The organism is Paraburkholderia tropica, assembly GCF_900109265.1.
Lineage (GTDB): Bacteria > Pseudomonadota > Gammaproteobacteria > Burkholderiales > Burkholderiaceae > Paraburkholderia > Paraburkholderia tropica.
Map to the genome: position 1 here is coordinate 270,357 of NZ_FNZM01000003.1, position 20,227 is coordinate 290,583.

At 61.3% G+C, this 20,227-nt stretch carries 13 protein-coding genes and 1 pseudogene; 9 read left to right on the forward strand and 5 right to left on the reverse strand.

Going from position 1 to position 20,227, the window contains the following annotated elements; translation table 11 throughout:
- Positions 1-83: 83 nt before the first annotated feature.
- Both BMY06_RS05730 and BMY06_RS05735 read right to left on the reverse strand, forming a co-directional pair.
- Positions 84-2,441: a diguanylate cyclase domain-containing protein gene (locus tag BMY06_RS05730; protein ID WP_074981969.1), complete on the reverse strand. Its 2,358-nt coding sequence runs from the start codon at positions 2,439-2,441 to the stop codon at positions 84-86.
- A gap of 104 nt (positions 2,442-2,545) precedes the next feature.
- Entirely contained in the window at positions 2,546-2,794 is a 249-nt protein-coding gene (locus BMY06_RS05735) for a hypothetical protein (RefSeq protein WP_124263111.1), read from the reverse strand.
- Positions 2,795-2,810: 16 nt separating this feature from the next.
- Here BMY06_RS05735 and BMY06_RS39510 point away from each other — a divergent pair, with 16 nt between their 5' ends.
- Positions 2,811-2,981 carry a hypothetical protein gene (locus BMY06_RS39510; RefSeq protein WP_156773776.1) on the forward strand — a complete coding sequence of 57 codons (171 nt, stop codon included), beginning with the start codon at positions 2,811-2,813 and terminating at the stop codon, positions 2,979-2,981.
- A gap of 138 nt (positions 2,982-3,119) precedes the next feature.
- On the opposite strand, the gene BMY06_RS05740 is transcribed toward BMY06_RS39510, so the two are convergent.
- Together BMY06_RS05740 and uxuA are read right to left on the reverse strand one after the other, a co-directional pair.
- Positions 3,120-4,439, reverse strand: coding sequence for an MFS transporter (locus tag BMY06_RS05740; RefSeq protein ID WP_074981972.1), 1,320 nt, complete (start codon positions 4,437-4,439; stop codon positions 3,120-3,122).
- A 73-nt stretch (positions 4,440-4,512) separates the two neighbouring features.
- Complete coding sequence (gene uxuA / locus BMY06_RS05745; protein WP_173816913.1) at positions 4,513-5,553, reverse strand: mannonate dehydratase; 1,041 nt, start codon at positions 5,551-5,553, stop codon at positions 4,513-4,515.
- A gap of 234 nt (positions 5,554-5,787) precedes the next feature.
- Here uxuA and BMY06_RS05750 point away from each other — a divergent pair, with 234 nt between their 5' ends.
- Positions 5,788-6,516, forward strand: a complete 729-nt coding sequence (locus tag BMY06_RS05750; RefSeq protein WP_065060883.1) for a FadR/GntR family transcriptional regulator — start codon at positions 5,788-5,790, stop codon at positions 6,514-6,516.
- 21 nt (positions 6,517-6,537) lie between these two features.
- Here BMY06_RS05750 and BMY06_RS05755 read toward each other — a convergent pair whose 3' ends face one another.
- Positions 6,538-7,278: a transporter substrate-binding domain-containing protein gene (locus BMY06_RS05755; protein ID WP_074981975.1), complete on the reverse strand. Its 741-nt coding sequence runs from the start codon at positions 7,276-7,278 to the stop codon at positions 6,538-6,540.
- A gap of 240 nt (positions 7,279-7,518) precedes the next feature.
- Between BMY06_RS05755 and BMY06_RS05760 the strand changes: the two genes are divergently transcribed.
- The 7 genes and pseudogenes from BMY06_RS05760 (at position 7,519) to BMY06_RS05790 (ending at position 20,211) form a co-directional block, all read left to right on the forward strand.
- Complete coding sequence (locus BMY06_RS05760) at positions 7,519-10,371, forward strand: type VI secretion system Vgr family protein (RefSeq protein ID WP_074981976.1); 2,853 nt, start codon at positions 7,519-7,521, stop codon at positions 10,369-10,371.
- Complete coding sequence (locus tag BMY06_RS05765) at positions 10,368-11,930, forward strand: hypothetical protein (RefSeq protein ID WP_074981977.1); 1,563 nt, start codon at positions 10,368-10,370, stop codon at positions 11,928-11,930. Before BMY06_RS05760 ends, BMY06_RS05765 begins: the two co-directional genes overlap by 4 nt.
- A 23-nt stretch (positions 11,931-11,953) precedes the next feature.
- Positions 11,954-12,964: a PoNe immunity protein domain-containing protein gene (locus BMY06_RS05770; RefSeq protein WP_074981978.1), complete on the forward strand. Its 1,011-nt coding sequence runs from the start codon at positions 11,954-11,956 to the stop codon at positions 12,962-12,964.
- A 297-nt stretch (positions 12,965-13,261) separates the two neighbouring features.
- Positions 13,262-15,034, forward strand: a pseudogene (locus tag BMY06_RS05775) (HNH endonuclease signature motif containing protein); the annotation flags it as partial.
- Positions 15,035-15,036: 2 nt separating this feature from the next.
- A complete protein-coding gene (locus BMY06_RS05780; protein ID WP_074981980.1) occupies positions 15,037-15,450 on the forward strand; it encodes an SMI1/KNR4 family protein in 414 nt (137 codons plus the stop codon).
- A 577-nt stretch (positions 15,451-16,027) separates the two neighbouring features.
- Positions 16,028-17,269 (forward strand): ABC transporter substrate-binding protein, encoded by a 1,242-nt coding sequence (locus BMY06_RS05785; protein ID WP_074982205.1) that lies wholly within the window; start codon positions 16,028-16,030, stop codon positions 17,267-17,269.
- Positions 17,266-20,211 carry a bifunctional diguanylate cyclase/phosphodiesterase gene (locus BMY06_RS05790; protein ID WP_074981983.1) on the forward strand — a complete coding sequence of 982 codons (2,946 nt, stop codon included), beginning with the start codon at positions 17,266-17,268 and terminating at the stop codon, positions 20,209-20,211. Before BMY06_RS05785 ends, BMY06_RS05790 begins: the two co-directional genes overlap by 4 nt.
- Positions 20,212-20,227 lie beyond the last annotated feature (16 nt).

Sequence of the window (20,227 nt, forward strand, 5' to 3'; positions counted from 1 at the left end):
CGGACGGTTCGTCGGCTCCAGAATAACGGCCCGATGCGCACCACGCATCGGGCCGTTTTATTTCAGCGCGCGTTCAAGCCGCTTCAAGCCGCCTCGGGCCACGGCAAACCCGGCGTGGCCCAGTCGAGTTCGACGGCGAGCAGCACCTGCATGTCGTTCACACGCAGCGCGATCGACACGATGATGCACAGATTGCTCGTGATCGGCGACAGCATCGGCCCCGAGTAGACGGCGCTGCCGCGCTGGCGCACGGCCTTCCAGAAGAACGCGCGATGGTCCCAGCGTCCGCTCACGACCGCGCTCGTGCGCTTGTCGCCATAGAGATGATTGACGGGCGGCGCATCGGCGGCACCGCGCGCTTCGAACAGCGTCGCGCGGCCGGTCGGACCGAGCGCGAACACACGCAGACACAGCGGACGCGCGAGCAGCGCGGCCAGCGAAACCGGATACGGCACGCCCGATTCGACCTGCCTGCCCGCGTCGGTGAGCGCGTCGAGATACGGGCGGATCGTCGAATCGAACTGGCCCATGCGCGTCGAGCGCGCGAGCGCGACTACGTCGAACGCATGATCGATACGCGTGGGCGCCGCGCCGCCGGGCGCGAGCGACGCGCTCGGCCGTCCGAGCAGATAACCCTGCGCGATATCCACCTTGGCTTCCACGGCGAGCACCAGTTCTTCGGTGGTTTCCACGCCTTCGACCACGACGACGATGTCCGCCTGATGCAGCAACGTGACGAGGTCGCGCAGCAGCGGACGGCCCGAGCGCCGGTTGCGCGCGCGGATCAATTCGCCGTCGAGCTTCACAAGATCGGGCTGGATGCGCAGCAGGCGGTCGAGGTTCGAATAGCGCGCGCCGAAGTCGTCGACGGCGATCAGGAAACCGCAATCGCGATAGCGGTTCGCGGCGAGCGAGAGTTCGTTCGGATCGGCGTCGTCGGTTTCGAGCAGTTCGAGCACGATGTCGCCGGTGTCGAGGCCCGCGTCGTGCACGAGGCTCGCGAGTTCCAGTTCGTAGCCGGGCCGCACGAAGGTGGACGGCAGCACGTTCAGGAACAGGCGCGCGCCCTCGGGCAACTGCGCGCCGACACTGCGCAGATGGCATTGGTGCGCGAGCACGTCGAGCGCCATCAGCTCGTCGGGCGTGAGGCCGCCGAACAGCACGACGGGCGCGACCAGCTGATGGTCGTCGTCCTCGCCGCGCAGCAGCGCTTCCACGCCGATCAACTGCTCGCGCGGCAGGCTCCAGAGCGGCTGAAAATGCGAGACCAGCGTGACGTTGCGCCAGCGCAGATGCGGCATCGCATGGCTCGCAAGGTCGCGCGCGCGCAGCGGCGCGGGCGCGTCGCTCGCGGTGTTGCGCACCGGCACGCGCAGCACGCCGCGCTCGAACGCGACCTGATTGCGGCCGGCCTGCTTGGCGCGGAACAGCGCTTCGTCGGCGCGTTCGAGCAGCGAGGCGACGGTGTCGCCGTGCGCGAGCCGCGCCACGCCGATGCTCGCGGTCACGAAACCTTCCGGTCGCGGCAGGCGGGCGATCTCGGCACGTAGCGATTCTGCGAAGCGTTCAATCGGGCAGTCGGCCTGTTCCGGCATCAGCGCGACGAACTCCTCGCCGCCGATGCGCGCGATCAGCGTGCCGGCGGGCGCGAGCGCGACGATCGTCTGCGCGACGTTCATGAGCGCCTTGTCGCCCGCGCCGTGGCCGAACTGATCGTTGATCGACTTGAACTGGTCGATGTCGACGAAGAGGAGGGCGACGGGCGGGCTGTCGGCCGTGCGCTGCTCGATGGTCTGCGCCGCCGCGTCGAGAAACGCGCGGCGGTTCTGCACGCCCGTGAGCGGGTCGGTGGCCGCGAGCGTCGTCAGTTCTTCTTCGAGCCGGAAGTGACGAAAGCGGAAGTGATAGAAGCCGAAATGAAACACCACGGCGGTGCTCAGCGAGATCGTCACCCAGACGCCGAAGATCGCGAGTTGCTCGGGCGAGAGCGTGAGCACGAACGGCAGCGTCGCGACGTAATAGAGCACGTTGCCGACCACGAAATGGCGCGGCGTGAGCCACAGCGGCGCGGCGCACAGCGTGATCGCCACCACGGCGGGCAGCATCCACGCGAGCGGCGCGCCGGTGCCGCGCACGAGCGTATTGGCCGCGCACTGCATGATGACCACATAGGCCACGCCGATGAAACCGAACTCGGCGGTCGTGCGCGTGCGCGGAATCGCGAGCACGAGCAGCACGAGACCGATGGCCGCGAGCACGGTGACCCAGAACGGATAGCGCACATCGACGAGCAGCAGCCGCGCGACGGCGAACAACGCGTAAGTGCCGATCGACAGCGCCATCGTCACGAACGAGAGCGGCCGCTGAAGCTCAAGCGAGCGCAGATGGAAGCGCTTCCGTTCGATGGGTGCAACCGGCGAGGGAAATACGGATGACCACATGGCGCGCGCTCCGGCGACTTGTCAGACGAATGTGGCGCCCAGTATAGCGGGCGCCCGTTAATGGAACGTGAGGGAAAGCTCGCGGGCGGCGTGGCCCGCCGACATCATTGCGGTGCGCGTTCGATCGTGGTGCGGTGGATCACGGCGACGGCGCGGCGGTCGGCGTCGTCGATCGTATCGGTCCAGAGCATGCCATAGTCGGGCGGCCGCGCGGCGGGGCGCGTGTCCAGTGCGGCGAGCGTGCGGCGCACGCCGTCGGCGGATAACGAGGCGAAATGGCCGGGCGTCGGCGTGATCGGCGCTGGCGGCGGGATTGGCGTGATCGGCGCGGCAGGCGCCAATTTGTCAGCCACGTCAGTTTGCGTGGCAATGGCCGATGCCGCAGCGGGCGCGAAAAGCGCGCTCTGCGTATTGATGGCGCATGCCGCCGACGTCCCCGTCGATATCCCCAGCGACAGCAAGCTCCCGATTACCCGTTTTTTTGTTGTGTCCAATGCACACCACCGTCATGCGGAATCCACGCCGCGCGCGCTTTTCTGACCGGCGCTTGCACGGCGAACCGCATGGAATATCGGCATCGCGCGGGAATTCTTTAGACAAATAGGACGATGGCTTGCGCTCGCGAAGCAAACAGGCGAGCGCAACGAGGTGTGTCGGCGCGTACGACTGCGACGCGCTTCAATGCGCCACGCGGCTCAACGCGTGACGGTTGCGCGCCGGCGCGAGCGGCGGCAGCGGCTCGACCTTGCCCACCAGAAAGAGATACGACAGCGCGCCCACGAGGCACAGCACGCCCGCCGCGACGAGCGGCACCACGAACGAGCCCCTGGTGATCGTCAGCATCACGCCGGTGAACGTGGTGATGAAGATGCCCGCGAGATTGCCCGCGAAGTTCTGGATGCCGCCGAGCGAGGCCACATGCGCGGGCGTGGGCGCGACTTCGCCGACGAGCGTCCAGACATTCGCGCCTGCGAACGACAGCGCCGCATACGAGAGCGCGAACAGCCCGAGACAGAGCCACACGTCCTGCACGAGCGCCGAAAACGCAATCGCCGACGACGCGATCATGCCGCCCACGAGACAGGTCTTGCGCGCGGCGGTGGCGCTCCAGCCGCGTTTGAACAGCGTGTCGGAGACCCAGCCGCCCAGCCAGCCGCCGGGAATCGCGAGCAGCGCGGGCAGCATGCCGAGCGTGCCCAGCGACGCGAGCGAAAAACCGCGCGATTGCAGCAGATAGCTCGGAAACCAGGTGATGAAGAAGTAGATCGCGAAATTCAGGCAGAACAGGCCGATCATCATGCCCCACACCGTGCGGTAGCGGAACAGGTCGACCCAGCGCACGCGCGGCGCGTCCGGCGCATCCGGTGCATCCGGTGCGTTGGGGACGCCGCGTTCGGCCAGCAAGGCGGCGACCTGCGCGGGCGCGATGCCGCGAAAACGCTCCGGGTCGCGATAGATGAACCACCACGCGAGCGCCCAGACCACGCCGAGCGCGCCCGTGACCGCGAACGAACCGCGCCAGCCCACGGCGGAGATCAGCCACGCGACGAACGGCAGCGACAGCGCCGAGCCCACGCGCGAGCCGCTATCGAAGATGCTGCTCGCGAGCCCGCGTTCGCGACGCGGAAACCAGTTGAACGCGACCTTCGCAAACGACGGAATCGCGGCGGCTTCGCCCACGCCCAGCATCAGGCGCATGCCGACGAGCTGCGCGAGCCCGCGTGCGGCGCCCGTCGCCACCGTGAACACCGACCACCAGCCCACCGCGAAGGCGAGCGCGAGCCGCACGCCGACCTTGTCGATGAACCAGCCCGCGGGCAATTGCAGGAACGCGTAGGTCCAGAAAAACGCGCTCAGCACGAGGCCCATGCCGACGGCGTCGAGCCCGAGGTCCGTGCGGATGCTGGGCGCCGCGATCGCGAGATTGGCGCGATCGACGAAGTTGATGACGTTGGCGAGGAAACACATGAGGATCATCGCCCATCGGATTCTTGGCATCGAAGGTCTCCGCTTCGTTGGTCGTGGCTGGCGGCCGCGCCTGCGTGGGCGCGGCGTTGTTGTTCGTGCGGCGTCAGGGCGCCTTGTCCATCGCTTCCCAGAGCCCGTTCAGATACACGGCGCCGAGCGCGCGATCGTAGAGGCCGTAGCCGGGTTTGCCGGTTTCGCCCCAGATCATGCGGCCGTGGTCGGGGCGCACGTAGCCCGTGAAGCCGGTGTCGTGATACGCCTTCACGATGGCCGCGATGTCGAGCGAGCCGCAGCTCGACAGATGCGCGGATTCCTCAAAATCGCCCTCGGGCGTGATCTTCACGTTGCGGATGTGCGCGAAGTGAATGCGGCCCATCGCGCCGAACTCGCGCACCAGCGCTTCGACGTTGTTCTGCGGGCCCGCGCCGAGCGAACCGGAGCAGAGCGTCAGGCCGTTGGCCGGGTGATCGACGATCTTCACGATGCGCGCGAGGTCGTCGCGATTCTTCACGATGCGCGGCAGACCGAAGATCGGGCGCGGCGGATCGTCGGGATGGATCGCCATCTTGATGCCGCATTCGGCGGCCACGGGCACGATCGCCTTGAGAAAGTATTCGAGGTGCTCCCACAGCCGCGCTTCGTCGATCTCGCGATAGTCCGCGAGCAGCGCCTGCAATTGCTCCGGGCGATAACTCGCGTCCCAGCCCGGCAGCGAAATGCCCTGGCTCGGATCGATGCGCTCCACTTCCGCGGTGCTGAACGCGAGACAGGTCGAACCGTCTTCGAGCGTCTTCGCCAGTTCGGTGCGGGTCCAGTCGAACACCGGCATGAAGTTGTAGCAGATCACCTGCACGCCGGCCGCAGCCAGATGGCGGATGGTCTGCTGATAGTTGGCGATCAGGCGGTCGCGGCCGGGTTTGCCGAGCTTGATGTCCTCGTGCACGGGCACCGACTCGACCACCTCGAAACGCAGGCCCGCGGCTTCGATCGTCGCCTTGAGCGCGGCGATCTTGTGCGGCGGCCAGACCTCGCCGACCGGCTCGTCGTAAATGGCCGACACGATCTGCGTCACGCCCGGAATCTGGCGGATGTACTGGAGCGGGACCGGATCGGACTCGCCATACCAACGGAACGACATTTTCAAAGCGGACTCCTGCGGGATGCGGCGACGGCGAACGCGTGGTCCGTCTGCCTTGGTTCACCAGAAATATAATTGGTCAACCAATGAGGCGGGATAGTGGTTTACCACTGCGGCGCGCCAGCCGACGCCGCGCCGCGTCGCAGATTCCGGCGCGCGAGCCGATGGCCGTGCAAAGTGGTGTACCATTTCGGCCAGCGTGGCCGCGACGGGCGGCCAGCGGTTTTTCGAGAACACTGGATGACCGACGTCTCCCTCACGCCCGCGTCTCGCGTGGCAGACGCCGAAGCGGCCGACCGGTCCTATGTCGGCCTGGCGAAACAGATCTACGAACTCATTGCCGCGGGCGATTTCGGGCCCGGCGCGCGCCTGCCCTCCGAGCGCACGCTGGCGGAACGCTTCGGCGTGAGCCGCACGCAGGTGCGCGAGGCGATCATCGCGCTGGAAGTGCGCGGCGCGGTGGAAGTGCGCGTGGGCTCGGGCATCTACGTGGCGGAGCAGGTCGCGCCGCTGCCGGCGGCGTTCGAATTGCCGCGCGGACCCGGACCGATCGAGACGCTGCGCGCGCGTGCGCTGATCGAAGCGGAGATCGCGGCGCTGGCCGCCACCGAGCGCAAGGACGCCGATCTCGACCGGCTGTTCGCCGCGTTGCGCGCGATGCGCGAGAACATGGACGACAAGGCCGCGAACGAAGCGGCGGACCGCGATTTCCATCTGGCGATCGCCGAGGCGTCGGGCAATGCCGTGCTTCGGCACATGGTGGCGGCGATGTGGGACAGTTCGCGCGCCGATCCGCTATGGCGCAAGATCGAAGAGCACTTTCACACCACGGCCTTGCGCGCGGCGTCGCAGGAGGAGCATCAGCGCATCTTCACGGCGATCATGACGCGCGATGCCGCCGGCGCGCGCGCGGCGATGCAGGCGCATCTGACGCGGGTGATTGGCGAGTTTACGCAGGCGTGGCGTTAAGGCGTATCGGGCAGGAAACGCTCAGGCCAGTACCGGGTCGATTTCCTGGCTCGACAAGCCATACGCCGCCATGCGCGCGCGATGATCGTCGCTGCCGAGATACGCGCGTAACTGCGCGTTCACCGCGGCGAGCAACGGCGTGTTATTGCGGTTGAACGAGAATGCGCCGAGCGGCGCGCATTTTGTGTTCGTGCCGGCGCTTGCGCTTGCGTTGGCGTGATCCACCGCTTCGAGATTCGCATCGCCGATACGCGACGCAAGGATGCGATTGCCGAGCGCGGTGCTCGCATAAGCGTCGATACGTCCTTCGCGCAGTGCGGAAATTGCTTCGGACTGTTGATCGAATAAGGTGATCTGCCGATCGCGCACGCCAGCCGCAAGCGCCGAATCGTGCTGCACCTGTCCCGCGATGATGCCGAGCCGCGCATCGTCGCGTCGCGCGACGGCTGCGTAATTCACGAGCGATTTCGGATTGCCCGCGCGTAGCAAAAACCCGTCGCCGATCGCCCAGACCGGCGTGCTGAACGCCACCGTATGCGCACGTTGCGGCGTGACGAAAAGCGGCACATTCATGTCCCAGTCGCCCGCCTGCACGCCGGGCAATAACGCGCTGAAGGTGGTCGCCCGATACGCGATCTGCGTGATGCCGATCGCCGTGAGCACGCATTCGGCGAGTTCGATATCGGCGCCCGTGGCGTGGCCGCTGGCGACATCGGTCCAACCGAACGGCGGTTCTTCGATATACGCGATCGTGACTTTCATGACGCACTCGCGGGAAGGAGAGCGGACATTCTACGCAGGCGATATTTCAGTGCGGCGGCTTTTGTCGCGAAAGAGCAGGAAGTGGTTGTGACAGAACCAAGTACGCGGATCGGCAAATACACTCGATTCAATACGCATCAATGACGTTAAAAGCAAAAATACTAAAGGGCTGAATGTATTTCCCGGAAAATTTTGTAAGATAATGCTGAGCGTTTAAATGGCGACCAGAAAAGGACAGGAATGGGGGCGCAGGATCTCATTGCAGCCATTACCGGGGGCGTGGCGCAAACCGATCGGCTAATCAAGCTTGATACCCCACTCGGCGATAATGTGCTTCTACCGCAACGTGCGGTGGGTCACGCGCGTATGGGCCGCGATTACGGCTTTACACTCGATGTCGTTTCCACGAACGAAAACGTCGAGTTGAAGCAGCTGATCGCGCAGCCCGTGACGTTGTGGCTGCAACAGGCCGATCAGACCTATCTGCCGCATCACGGCTACGTCCACACGGCCCGCCGGCTGGGCGCGGACGGCGGTTTGACGAGCTATCAGCTCGAATTCGCCTCCTGGCAGCACTTCCTGCGCTATCGCTCGGACGCCCGCATCTGGCAGGATAAAACCGCCGACGCCATCCTCACCGACGTATTCAATGCGCATCCTCAGGCGCGCGGCGCTTTCCGGTTCGCCATTCAACATGTCTTGCCCACGCGTTCGTTTTGCGTGCAATACGAGAGCGACTGGAATTTCTGCCAGCGGATTATGGAATCCGAAGGCCTCTTCAGTTATTTCGAACAGGCCGCCGATGGGAAATCGCACGCGGTCGTAATTACCGATAATATCGACGCATTGCCCGCTTTAAATCCGCAATCGGTTAATTTTTACCGATCGGGCGTGAATAGCGAAACCAATGCGCTGGTGCAATGGAGCGGCACGCGCACTTTGCAAAGCGTGACGCTCACGACGCGCACGTTCGACTACAAATCGCCGGGCACGGTCGCGAATCCGAAGGGCACCTCGGTGCCCACGCACGCGAATCAAGGCGATCTTCCGCAGCAGGCTGAAGTCTACGAATATACGGGCGCGTACACCTACGGCGATCAGTCGCGCGGCGACACGCTCAGCGAAACGCGCATGGAAGAGTGGGAGTCGCGCTCGAAGCGATTCGAAGGCGCGGGCGCCGTGCGCAATCTCGACGCGGGGCGCTGGTTCGAACTCGACGGCCATCCGGTGCACGACACGGACAGCCAGCAGGACCGGCAATTTGCCGTGATCGAGGCGCGCTGGTTCATCGACAACAATCTGCCCGTTTCGGCCACGCAGACGCAAACGTTCCCGCACAGCCTGCAAGGCGAACTGGCGGCGATCAAGGCCGCGAATGCGAGCGGCAGCGACGCGCTCGCGGTGAAAGCCACGGACGGCAGCGCGGGTTTTCTGCTCGTGCAGATCGAGGCGCAGCGCAAGGCCGTGCCGTATCGCAGCCCGCTCGAGCATCGCAAGCCGAAGATGAACATGCAGACGGCGCTGGTGGTCGGCCCGGAAAACGAAGAGGTCTATACCGATACGCAAAACCGCATCAAGGTCCATTTTCACTGGGACCGTTTGAATGCGGGCGACGAAGCGGCGTCGTGCTGGATACGCGTGGCCATGTCCGATTCGGGCGGCAGTTACGGCAGCGTGCACGTGCCGCGTATCGGCGAAGAAGTGGTCGTGAGCTGGCTCGACGGCGATTGCGATCGACCGATCGTGACGGCGCGCGTCTATAACGGCGACACGAATCCGAACTGGCATTCGAACGGCATTCTCTCTGGCTACAAGTCGAAGGAATTCGGCGGCAGCGGCTACAACCAGATGGTGATGGACGATGCAACGGGCCAGAATCGCGCGCAGCTTTACAGCACGAGCGCGAATTCGCAATTGCAGCTCGGCCATCTGATTGCACAGAGCGCCAATTCGCGCGGCGCGTATCTGGGCAGCGGCTTCGATCTGAAATCGGATGCGTTCGGCGCGGTGAATGCGGGGCAAGGGCTCTATGTGAGCACCTATGCGAAGAGCGCGACGAGTCAGCAGCTCGACGTGAGCGAAGCGAAAACGCAGTTGGAAAGCGCGCAGGAAACCATCGACGCGCAGTCGCAGGCGAGCGAGAAGCATCAGGCCGAATCGCTGCAGGACGGCACGCAGGCGCTCAAGACGTTTGCGAGCGCGACGCAATCGACACAATCGACGCAACAAGGCGCGAGCGGCAGCGCATCGGGCGGCAATACCGCGGGCGGCGGAACGGGCAGCGCGAATGCGTTCACCGAGCCGGTGATGCTGATGGCGAGTCCGTCGGGGATTGCGCTTTCTACGCAGGATTCGGCGCATGTCGCTGCTAAAGAGCAGGTCACGTTCGTCAGCAAGCAAAGCACGCATGTGGCGGCGGGTAAGTCGCTGCTCGCGAGTATCGGCGAAAAGCTGAGTCTCTTTGCGCAAACGGCGGGCATGAAACTGTTCGCGGGCAAAGGCAAGTTCGAGATTCAGGCGCAGTCGGACAATATCGAGGTGACGGCGCAGAAGACGCTACGGCTGATTTCGGCTTCGGAGCGCATCGAGGTAGCGGCGAATCAGGAAATTCTGCTGACCTGTGGCGGTGCGTATATTCGTATAAAGGACGGCAACATCGAGATTCACGCACCGCGGGACATCGACATCAAGGGCGCGCAGCACGCACTTGACGGCCCCACCAGCAGTCCGTATGACCTGCCCGTGCTCGCGAAGGGCGATCTCCACAACAAGCTTGAGCTCAATCTCACGGACGGCAATCTCAAGCCTGTACCGCAGGCTCCCTACAAAGTGGTGTTCGAGGACGGAACGACCTTGGCTGGCAAACTCGACGGAAGCGGCCACGCCGTCCTGCGGGACGTGCCGGACGGCGCGGCGAAGGTGTTTTTTGGTGAAGATGTTCGGTCTTTTACGCCCCAGTCCGTTCCCGCAGCTCAGGAGATTGCGCAGTCTGACGTTCTCAAGGAACTGCATCAAGCTGGACACCACGGCATTACGGACGAAAACCTATATAGCCTCTTCAACAAATTCTCTGGTCGTCCGGACGTGTCATGAACAAAAACGACCAACAGGCAATAGAGGATGCCGTCAAAGAAATCAGCTTGTCTATGGCAACGAACGCCGTGCCGTTGTTCTATGTTGCACAGAACGTTTACGACACGACCGAGAGCGTCTGGACTGTGTGGAATGCGCGAGCGAGCACAGACGAGATGACGAAAATCGAGGCCGGTATTGACCTTGTATTTTCGGTCGTTGGCTGGGTTCCGGTGGTCGGAGCGGGCGTCAAGCGCACGTTCCGCCTCGTCAATCACAGGTCGGAAATATATGGTCCGTTACTTTTCGATATTCTGCGTCTCGTTCTCCAGCAGGCGCACATTCAGACCAGCCCGGAAACGCTAATCGACAAACTGTTCGACGCAACCGGCGTAAAGAAGTATCTGATTGATGCGCGAGTGCATATTCAGAAGTCGTGGTTGTATCGTGAGATGCCGTCCGGCGTTCAGGTCACTTTCATGCAGGCGCTGGCCTTCGTGGAAACAAACCTGCCTTATTGGCTCGCGCAGTTCGTTCAACGCAAGTTGCTGCATTGGCGCAGGAAGCAGCCAAACTCGTCTGCAATGAGCACTTTGGAAGATCACCGGACCACTGCGAAGCCTGGCGCAAAGGGCGAAGAGGCTAAAGCAGGACACGAGCGGCCGGTCTCGACGCCTTCGCGCGGAGTGGTGAATGCCAGGCTTGCTGTCACCGATATCACGACGAGTATCACCGGTATCCTGGGCGAACACATCGGTGATTACTATTGCTATGAAAAGCTCAATTGGGGTAACGGCTGGAAGGGGCATGACAAGGGGCTGGCCGGCAAATGGACTGAGAAACCGGGCCTTCGCGTCATGGGGAAACTCAACGATTATGGCAAGCTGAACAAGCTGTTCGACCTCAAGGCGCGTGGCCACGGTCTCGATGGGGTCTGGCGTGCCGCGCCGTCCAACAATCAGCTCAAGGACTTTGCTATCGTTGAGATCAAGTCATCAACGACGACCCGGAAGCTCAAGGACCCGAATGCCAAGCCAGGCGTTGCGAGCAAGCTCGGCACGATCAAGGAGGCGGTCCGTCCTCCAGCCCAAGACCTGCTCGAACCTGCGGAAAACGCGGTGCCGACGCCGTCGGCCGCAGGGGGAGGGAAGCCAGGAGGAGGCAAACCTTCGATGGGTAGTGGAAAGCGCGAGCCAGGCGGGTACGTCAGTGGTCCGCAGAGGAAGCAGCAAACCAGTGGCGACCAATCGGCAACCGGAGCGAGCGCGAAGGGCGGGGGAGCGTCATCCGGACCTGGCAGCGCGAAAATTGCTCGGGTCCAGATGAGTCACCAGTGGATTGAAGGAAGACTCCCTGCTGCGGTGCCGAACCAGAGTCTGGTGGAAAGCATACTCAGGTCGGGATACGCGCGACATCTGTTGTATGTCCCGTTCTATCTTCCATCGGCTATCCAGCACGTCGAAGCCCTGGCCACCGGCGCTGAACATGAACATACGGATCACGATCTCCCCGTCACTCACCACTACAAAGAGGGCGAGGTTGACCAGGCGGTTAAACTCAAGGCGAGCCGGATAAAATAGTGTAGTGCTATGAGATTACTGATATGAGCGAAGACTTCGATTCGAAGCGGCGGCAACGCTTTCTTGACGAGGACTATTTCAATTGGCGTTTGGGTCTGTTGAATGACAGCATCGCGTACTGGTCGGAAAATACGGCTCCGACGGGTAGCGATGAGGCGGAGCGAAAAGCGATCACTCAGCGTTATTACGCCGCCGATGTATATCGGCGCTTCCTGCTCATGTACACGGGGGGCGCGGATATTTCAGTGTTACGGGGCGGGCTCGATCTGGTTGTGGATGCGTATGAAAGCTACGCGATTGCCCAACGCTTGAGCTTGCATGACGCGACCGAGCCGCCACTGATATTCGAAGAAATTGGCGAGTATGAAACAGTGATGCAGTTGATTGGCTTTTGCTATCTGCTGCACAGGCGTGATTTGCTTCCTCGGCTAGTCGCCATGTTCGATCCTTCCTATCGGGGCAGGGATACCTTGTATGAGGATCTGCTGGCCTATGAGCTGGAAGGACGGATCAACGTCGACAACTGGTATCACGATGTACCCTATCGGCCACTCGTCTTTAGCTTGTATCGTGAGACCAGCCACGAGCCCGTCAACGATCTGCAGGAGTATCTCGACGCGTGGTATCCAGGAATGGTGGACGCTTCCTGGCATGATGGTCATCTTGACGCCCGAAGGGGGGGCAAGGGTACCTATGTCGGCTACTGGGCCATTGAAGCCGCCGCTGTGGCACTTTTGCTGCAGATGGACGATAGCGCGTTCCGGGATCATCCGTTATATCCAAAAGACCTCGCTGACTTCGCGCGGGATTTTGACGAATCGAATGGCAACGCGCAACCCCTTGATGACATTGGACCCAAGACGGTGCGCACGGGGCAACTCTGCCCTGAAACCGGCATCTGGAAAGCGAAGGGGCACAATGTGCCAGGGGTGATGATGCGTGAAGGCGATCGTATGCCCGAGGTGTTCGGTCCAGACCGCAGCGGCGCACATCGTCCGCAGCCAGCGGTCTGGGAATTCGAGCGCAAGGCATGACGTCGAACGGTTGGCCCGGCGGTCACTGAGCAAGGTAGCGGCGGCCGGCTCAAGCGGAGTCTGCCGAAAACATAGTCAGACGGCAATGCCCGTTGGCTCGCCGACCATGCATCCGCCGACGGGCCTCATGTTCGGGCCTTCGGAGGGCGATCGACCGTCAATTAATACGAAATCGGAATCAATTTTCTCAGCGGCATTTCTTGTCGAAGTTCTTTCCTGGCCTACCGATATATCAAGTCAGTTTTCAGTATGCGGCTATTTGCGTAAGCAGCCTGAAGGCGCTCCTGTTTGGCGCGCCGCTTGATCGACGCGAGCAATCGCTATAGCCGCATTCAACGTTTCTTCGATCCGGTGGGCAATCTCGTGCGCGAGCATCACGCGTACGACGTGTTCGGCGTGTCGCGCAGTTACGTCTGGCATCACAGCTATGACGAACTGGGGAATCGCACGCGCACGGTGCGCCCGGATGGTCATGCGATCGACTGGCTGATGTATGGCTCGGGACACGTGCACGGACTGCTCGTGGATGGCGAAGAGCGCCTGGAAATCGAGCGCGACGACTTGCATCGCGAGATTCGCCGTACGCTGTCGAGCCGTATTGGTCAGAGCACGCTTTATGACCCGGCGGGACGTATCGAAAGGCAGACGGTGCAACGCGAGAAAGCGCCTGCGCCGTTGAGCGCGCGGCGCTATCGCTATGACACGGCGGGAGAACTCACGCAGATCGAGGACAGCCGCAAGGGCGTGACGGATTATCGTTACGATCCGGTGGGGCGTTTGCTGGAAGCGATCGGGCCGGGCGGCAAGGAGCGCTTTGCGTTCGATCCTGCGAGCAATATCGTCGATCCTGTGCAGCCTGATCGTGCACCCGGCTATTCGTTTGCCGCGCGCAGCGAAAGCACGCTGCCGGCTTCGGTGCCGAAGGTGTTGGGCAATCTGCTCAGGGAATATGCGGGCACGCACTTCGATTACGACGCGCAGGGCAATCTTGTGCAGAAGCGTTCGTCGGCTGGCACGCGGCGGTTCGAGTGGGATGCGTATGACCGCTTGAGTGGCGCGAGTGTCGATGCGCCGTCGCGGCATAGCGTGTCGAGTTATTTCTACGATCCGTTTGGGCGACGTATTGCGAAAGTCGTGGACGGCGTGGAGACGGTGTTCGGTTGGGACGGCGAAGCGCTGGCATACGAATCAACCGACGAGCGAAGCACGCATTATGTCTACGAGGCGCGGAGTTTCGTGCCGATGGCGCAGTATGTGGCCGCGCCGGTTGCCGGGATCGAGACGCCGGTGCGTCGTGCGGGCGATCGGTATACGCCGGAGGATGATCCGTTACAGCGTGTGCCGGTAGCGAATGTCGATGCGCGCATGATGTTCTATCACTGCGATCAGATTGGCACGCCGTTGATGATGACGGATGAAGCCGGCGAGGTGGTGTGGGAAGCGACGTATAAGGCCTGGGGCGAAGCGCCGGAAGTGATCGAGCGTGCGTCTGCTGTGAGCGGCGGCGAGGCAGTGAAGAATCCGCTGAGGTTCCAGGGGCAGTTCGTCGATGAAGAGACGGGGCTGCATTACAATCGGTATCGGTATTATGATCCGGCCACTGGGCGGTTTGTTAGCAAGGATCCGATTGGGTTGGCGGGTGGAATCAACGTCTATCAGTATGCGCCGAATGCGGTGCAGTGGATTGATCCGTTGGGGCTCGCGACTTGCCCCCTCCAGAAGCTTGCAGATCGCGGATTCAGTGGCGTGTCGCGGAACGAAAACGGCGGCCTTGACTATTCCAATAGCAACGCGCTGTACAATAAAAATGGTGCGAATCCGATCCTGGCTATCACGTACACCGGCGATTACGAGACTGATTTTCAAAATGCGTCGATGGCTGCGTTGGGGCAAAAAACGACCCCACGTGGTTACGTGTGGCATCACGTTGACGACTACAACCCTGAGGACAACACTGGGACAATGCAACTCGTAAAGCAAGAGGCGCATAATGGCATTCCTCATGTGGGAGGGGTTAGCCAGTACCAAGCCGCGACCGGTCAAAAATACTCACACCCGTGCAGGAGATAAGAATGCGCTACGAAGACACAGAACAGAGTTTGTCGGCAAACGACCTCGACGCTTTCGAACACGTCACCAAAATTCGTTTGCCGGAAGCGTTCAAGCGTCATTATCTTGGCCATAATGGCGGATACCCGGTAGATGTGGAGAGGGTCGTTGGTCTGGATCATGTATTCCCATTTCACGGCTTCTTTCCGCTGAAATATGGTGCGCTGACGATCGAAATGATGAAAAAGGATTTGGCCGAAGATTTCGGATTGTCGGATGCTATCCCGTTTGCATATGATCAAGGGAGTAATATTTTTTATATCGCGACGACGTGTAATGATTGCGGTGCAGTGCTTCAAATTACTGCGGATACTAAGGATATCTTTTTCGTCTGTAATTCATTTGACCAGTTTTTGAACGGTCTTCAAGTATCGTAGTAGAGCGGAGAGGACGAGGTGATGTCACGTCTAAGGGATAAAGCAGATTCGCCGATTCTAGATGGTCGGATGACGGGTGGCCGCGCGAATCTCCCCTTGATGTATAGGTGCATCACTTCATAGTCCGGATAACTGCGGGCTGCTGATGAAGCGGCCCGTTGGACGGTTCCCCTTGTTAGGAGACCACTCGCACATTCACCGTATCCACGAGTACCTTAGCTTTAAATCCCGCTAGTAAAAAGTTTCTGAAAAGAAAGCAAACGTTTACATCAACGCCCTCAGCAATACTTACCTCGCCTTACCCTCACCGCACGAGCGCTCGAACTCCACGCTCCGCTCAATCAACCGAGCCCCCACTAAAGCTTTCACCCAACCTGCCGATATGCAGATACGGTTATCCAGCGTCCGGCTGAATCCGTATGCCATTTGAAGGCAACGCTGTCTGGCGCGCCGATCGAGGGGCGGGCCGTGTCGTCCACACGCTTGCCGCGCCACGGCGGTTCAATTCGAACTCGAAAGCGAGCATGACGTGCGACGAATCAAGTTTGCCTGCCTGCTGTCCGGTTTGATCTGCACGATGTTTCTGGGCGCCTGTCACTCGCGCGATGCAGCGTCGGTCGCCACGTCGGCCCCAGCGCGCACCAGCATCACCGCGCTCGTCTGGGCGCCGGACTGGCCCGAAGAGATGCTGCGCATCGCCTCCGATTTCAGCAAACAGAATCCGGACGTGCACGTCGACGTTCAGTTCATGGTCGGCAATTCGGTGGAGGAGAACATCAAGCCGCGCATCGCGGCCGGCACCTTGCCCGATCTCGTGAGCGTCAATCCCAACGCGTACGCGGCCGAACTGGCCGATCAGGGCATTCTCGCCGACCTCAGCCACACAGCGGCATGGCAGAGCATGCTCGAACCGCTCAAGCGCGACTGGACGAGTCATCGCGGTAAAGGCTTTGGCATTTCCGGCGGCGTCGCGACCACGATGATTTACTACAACCGCGATATGTTCGCTAAAGCCGGCATCACTGCACCGCCCGCGAATTTCGACGAATTTCTGCAGGACTGTGCGAAACTCAAGCGCGCGGGATTGACGCCTGTCGTCTGGAATGGCGGCTTTCCCAACATGCTCGGCAATGGGCCGTTCAGTTCGGGCTTCGCGAATAATGTCGTCGCGCGCGAGCCCGATTGGCGCAACAAGATGGCCGACGGTTCGCTCGATCTGAATACGCCTGAAGTCGCCGATATCTTCACAAAGATGGCGCTGATTCCCGCGCGCGGTTATGTACAGCCGGATTACATGTCGACGGGTTACGACGAAGGCATGCGGCTTTTCAAGGAAGGCAAGGTCGCCATGGCATTTCAGGGGAATTGGGCCGCCGGCCCCATGCTGCACGGGAACGCATTTCCCGTTGGCCTGTTTATTCCGCCATGGAACGCGCGCGGCGAGAAAGTCGTGCCGGTGCTCGGCAGCGAAACGGGTTTCGCCGTTTGCGAAACGCGCAATAAGGCGGCCGCCATGCGTTTCCTCGAATTCATCGCCGCGAAGGGCTTTTCGGTTCTGCAGGCGAAGCGTCATAACATTTCGCCGTTTCAGCACGGCGCGGGCACAGCGGTGAGCGATCCGGAAATTGTCGATTACACGAATGCCGTGAGCCGCTACGCTGTGACGGCGAGTCCGTATTACTCGACGTTGCCGTCGAACACGATCGAATTGCTGCATGAACTGATGCAGGACGTGCTGCTCAAGAAAATGACGCCGAGGCAGGCCGCGCAGCGCCTCGATGCGTCGGTAAAAAACGAAGCGAAGATGCACTACAAATGAACGCCATCCCCGTTTCGCTACGACGCGCTTTCGACTATCTCTCTCAGGATTTGTTGCGACGGGTCGAAATTCGCTATCGCTTGATTGCGGCATTCATCCTGTTGTCGCTGCTGCCCATTTTCGTGTCGGGCTGCATTTCCTATGTGAAATCGATTGCGGCCATCAAGGAGAATGCCGAGATCTTTTCGAAGGAAGTGGTCAAACAGGTCTCGCGCAATATCCAGCTTCGCATGCAGCAGATCGAAACGGAAAGCAATCTGCTCGTGCTGTCCGATCGCGTGCAGGGTGCGCTGGCGCGCGCTTCGAGTGGCCGCCTCAAGGAACAGAGCGAGGCGCGTCAGGCTATGACGCGGCTGTTGCTGGACCATTACGGTTCGGTCGATTACATCAATCAAAAGTATCTGCTCGACCGCAACAACCAGGTGCTGGATACGCAGGCGTTCGCGCAGCTCACGCAAGGCGTGACGAATCTTGTCGTGCAGGCGCAGGGCGTGAATGAGCGCACATACTGGGGCAGTTACGACAACGGTGTCGGGCAACAGAATCTGGGCATGGTGCGCGTCATTTTCGACAAGACCAATAACCAGAAGATCGGCAATCTGGTGTTGATTGTGCGGCCCGAGTATTTCTCGACGATCTTCAACGACGTGGCCACCGGCAGCGGCACCGAAATCGATATCTTCGACGCCAGCAACAACAAGATCATTCTGCGCGCCGATAACGCGTCCGCGAATGCCGACGCCGCGCCCGATGCCGCGCTGGCCGAAACCATCGCGCGTAGCGCGCAATCGGGCGAGACCAGCAGCGTCGTGATGCTGGCGACGAAACACGGCGGCCGCTATCTGGCGGCGTTTTCCAAAGTCCCCGGCACGACATGGTATGTGGTCAGCACGATCGCGGAGAAAAAGCTGACTGTCGAGGCGCAGACCGTGCGCAACCAGATCGTGCTCGTCGGTATTTCGGGTTTCCTGCTGTCGATCTTTCTGGCGTATTTCATTTCGCACAGTATTTCCGCGCCGTTGCGTCAATTGGTGCGCAAGATGCACGACTCCGGCGACGACGTGGGCGCGAATGTGGACGACACGCTGCACGCGAGCGATAAGGCCGGCGGCCAGGACGAACTCGGGCGCCTCGCGCTGCGTTTCGAACGCATGCACGACGCGATTCAGCAGAAGATTCAGAAGATCAACGAAATCAATGCGTCGCTTGAGCAGACCGTGGCGGATCGCACGGCGGAGCTCGTCACACGCGAACGCGAGTCGCGCACGCTGATCGAGAATTCGCCCGATACGATCACGCGCTACGACCGCGAGGCGCGGCGCATTTACGCCAATCCGGCATTTTGCGCGTCGGCCGGATGCACGCTGACCGACTCGCTCGGCAAGCGGCCTTCGGAGTTGCCGGGCGGCCCCAACGCGCTGGTCTACGAAAAGAAAATCGGCGAGGTGTTTGCGAGCGGTAAAAGTGCGCAATTCGAACTGCGCTGGGTCGGCAAGGACGGCGAGGAGCAATGCACGCATATTCGCATTACGCCGGAAATCGATCGTGCGGGCGTGGTGAATTCCGTGCTGGCCGTGGGCCGCGATCTGTCCGACCGTATGGCGTTCGAGGCCACCATCTGGAAACAGGCGAATTTTGACGCATTGACCGGCCTGCCCAATCGTCAGATGTTTCTCGATCGACTCGACCGCGAAGCGATGCATTCGCGCCATTCGGGGCAGCGCATCGCGCTCATGCTGATCGATCTCGACCGCTTCAAGGAAGTGAACGATTCGCTCGGCCACGACAGGGGCGACGTATTGCTGATCGAAGCGGGCAAGCGCATTGGCGATTGCGTGCGCGACATCGACACGGTAGCGCGTCTGGGCGGCGACGAATTCACCGTCATTCTGCCGAATTTCGACGATCCCGACAGCGTCGAGCGCATGGCGAAAGCCATCATTGCGCAGCTTGCCGAGCCGTTCAAACTGGGCGCCGACGAAGTCTTTATTTCCGCGAGTATCGGCGTGACGTTTTATCCGGACGACGCGCGCGAACTCGATGTGCTGTTCAAGAACGCCGATCAGGCGATGTACGCCGCAAAGAGCGCGGGCCGCAATCGTTTCAGCTATTTCACGCCCGACATGCAGGTGGAAGCCGAAAAGCGACTGCGGCTCACCAATGATTTGCGCGTCGCGCTGCCGGGCAATCAGTTTCAGGTGTTTTATCAGCCGATTGTCGATCTTGCGACCGGGAAGATTTGCAAGGCGGAAGCGCTGCTGCGCTGGCTGCATCCGGAGCGCGGCATGATCAGTCCGCTCGATTTCATTCCGTTGGCGGAAGATACCGGGCTGATCGTGCCGATTGGCGACTGGGTATTCCGGCAAGCGGTGCAGCAGGTTCGCCAATGGCGCGATCAATATCAGTCGTGTTTCCAGATTGGCGTGAACATGTCGCCGGTTCAGGTGCGCCAGGACAGTCTCGTGTGCTCGCGCTGGTCTGAATATCTCGCGATTGAAGGCGTGCCGGGGCAGAGCGTCGTGGTGGAAATCACCGAAGGTTTGCTGTTGCAGGCCGAATCGAAAATCGACGAGAAACTCGTAAGTTTCCGGCGCGCGGGCATCGGGATTTCGATCGACGACTTCGGCACCGGCTATTCGTCGCTCGCGTATTTGCAGCGTTTCGATATCGATTACCTGAAAATCGACCGTTCGTTCGTTCAGGATCTCAGCGTCAACGAAGACAATCAGGCGCTCTGCGAAGCCATGGTCGTGCTCGCGCACAAACTCGGGCTGCAGGTCATCGCGGAAGGCGTGGAAACCGCCGAGCAGCGCGATTTTCTCAAGGCCGTGGGCTGCGATTTCGCGCAGGGTTTTTATTATTCGGCGCCGGTGCCGCGCGCGCAATTCGAGGCGCTGGTCTGGCCGCTCATCGAAGAAAGCGTAGAGCCGGTACGAAACTGATCGCGAATACGCCGTA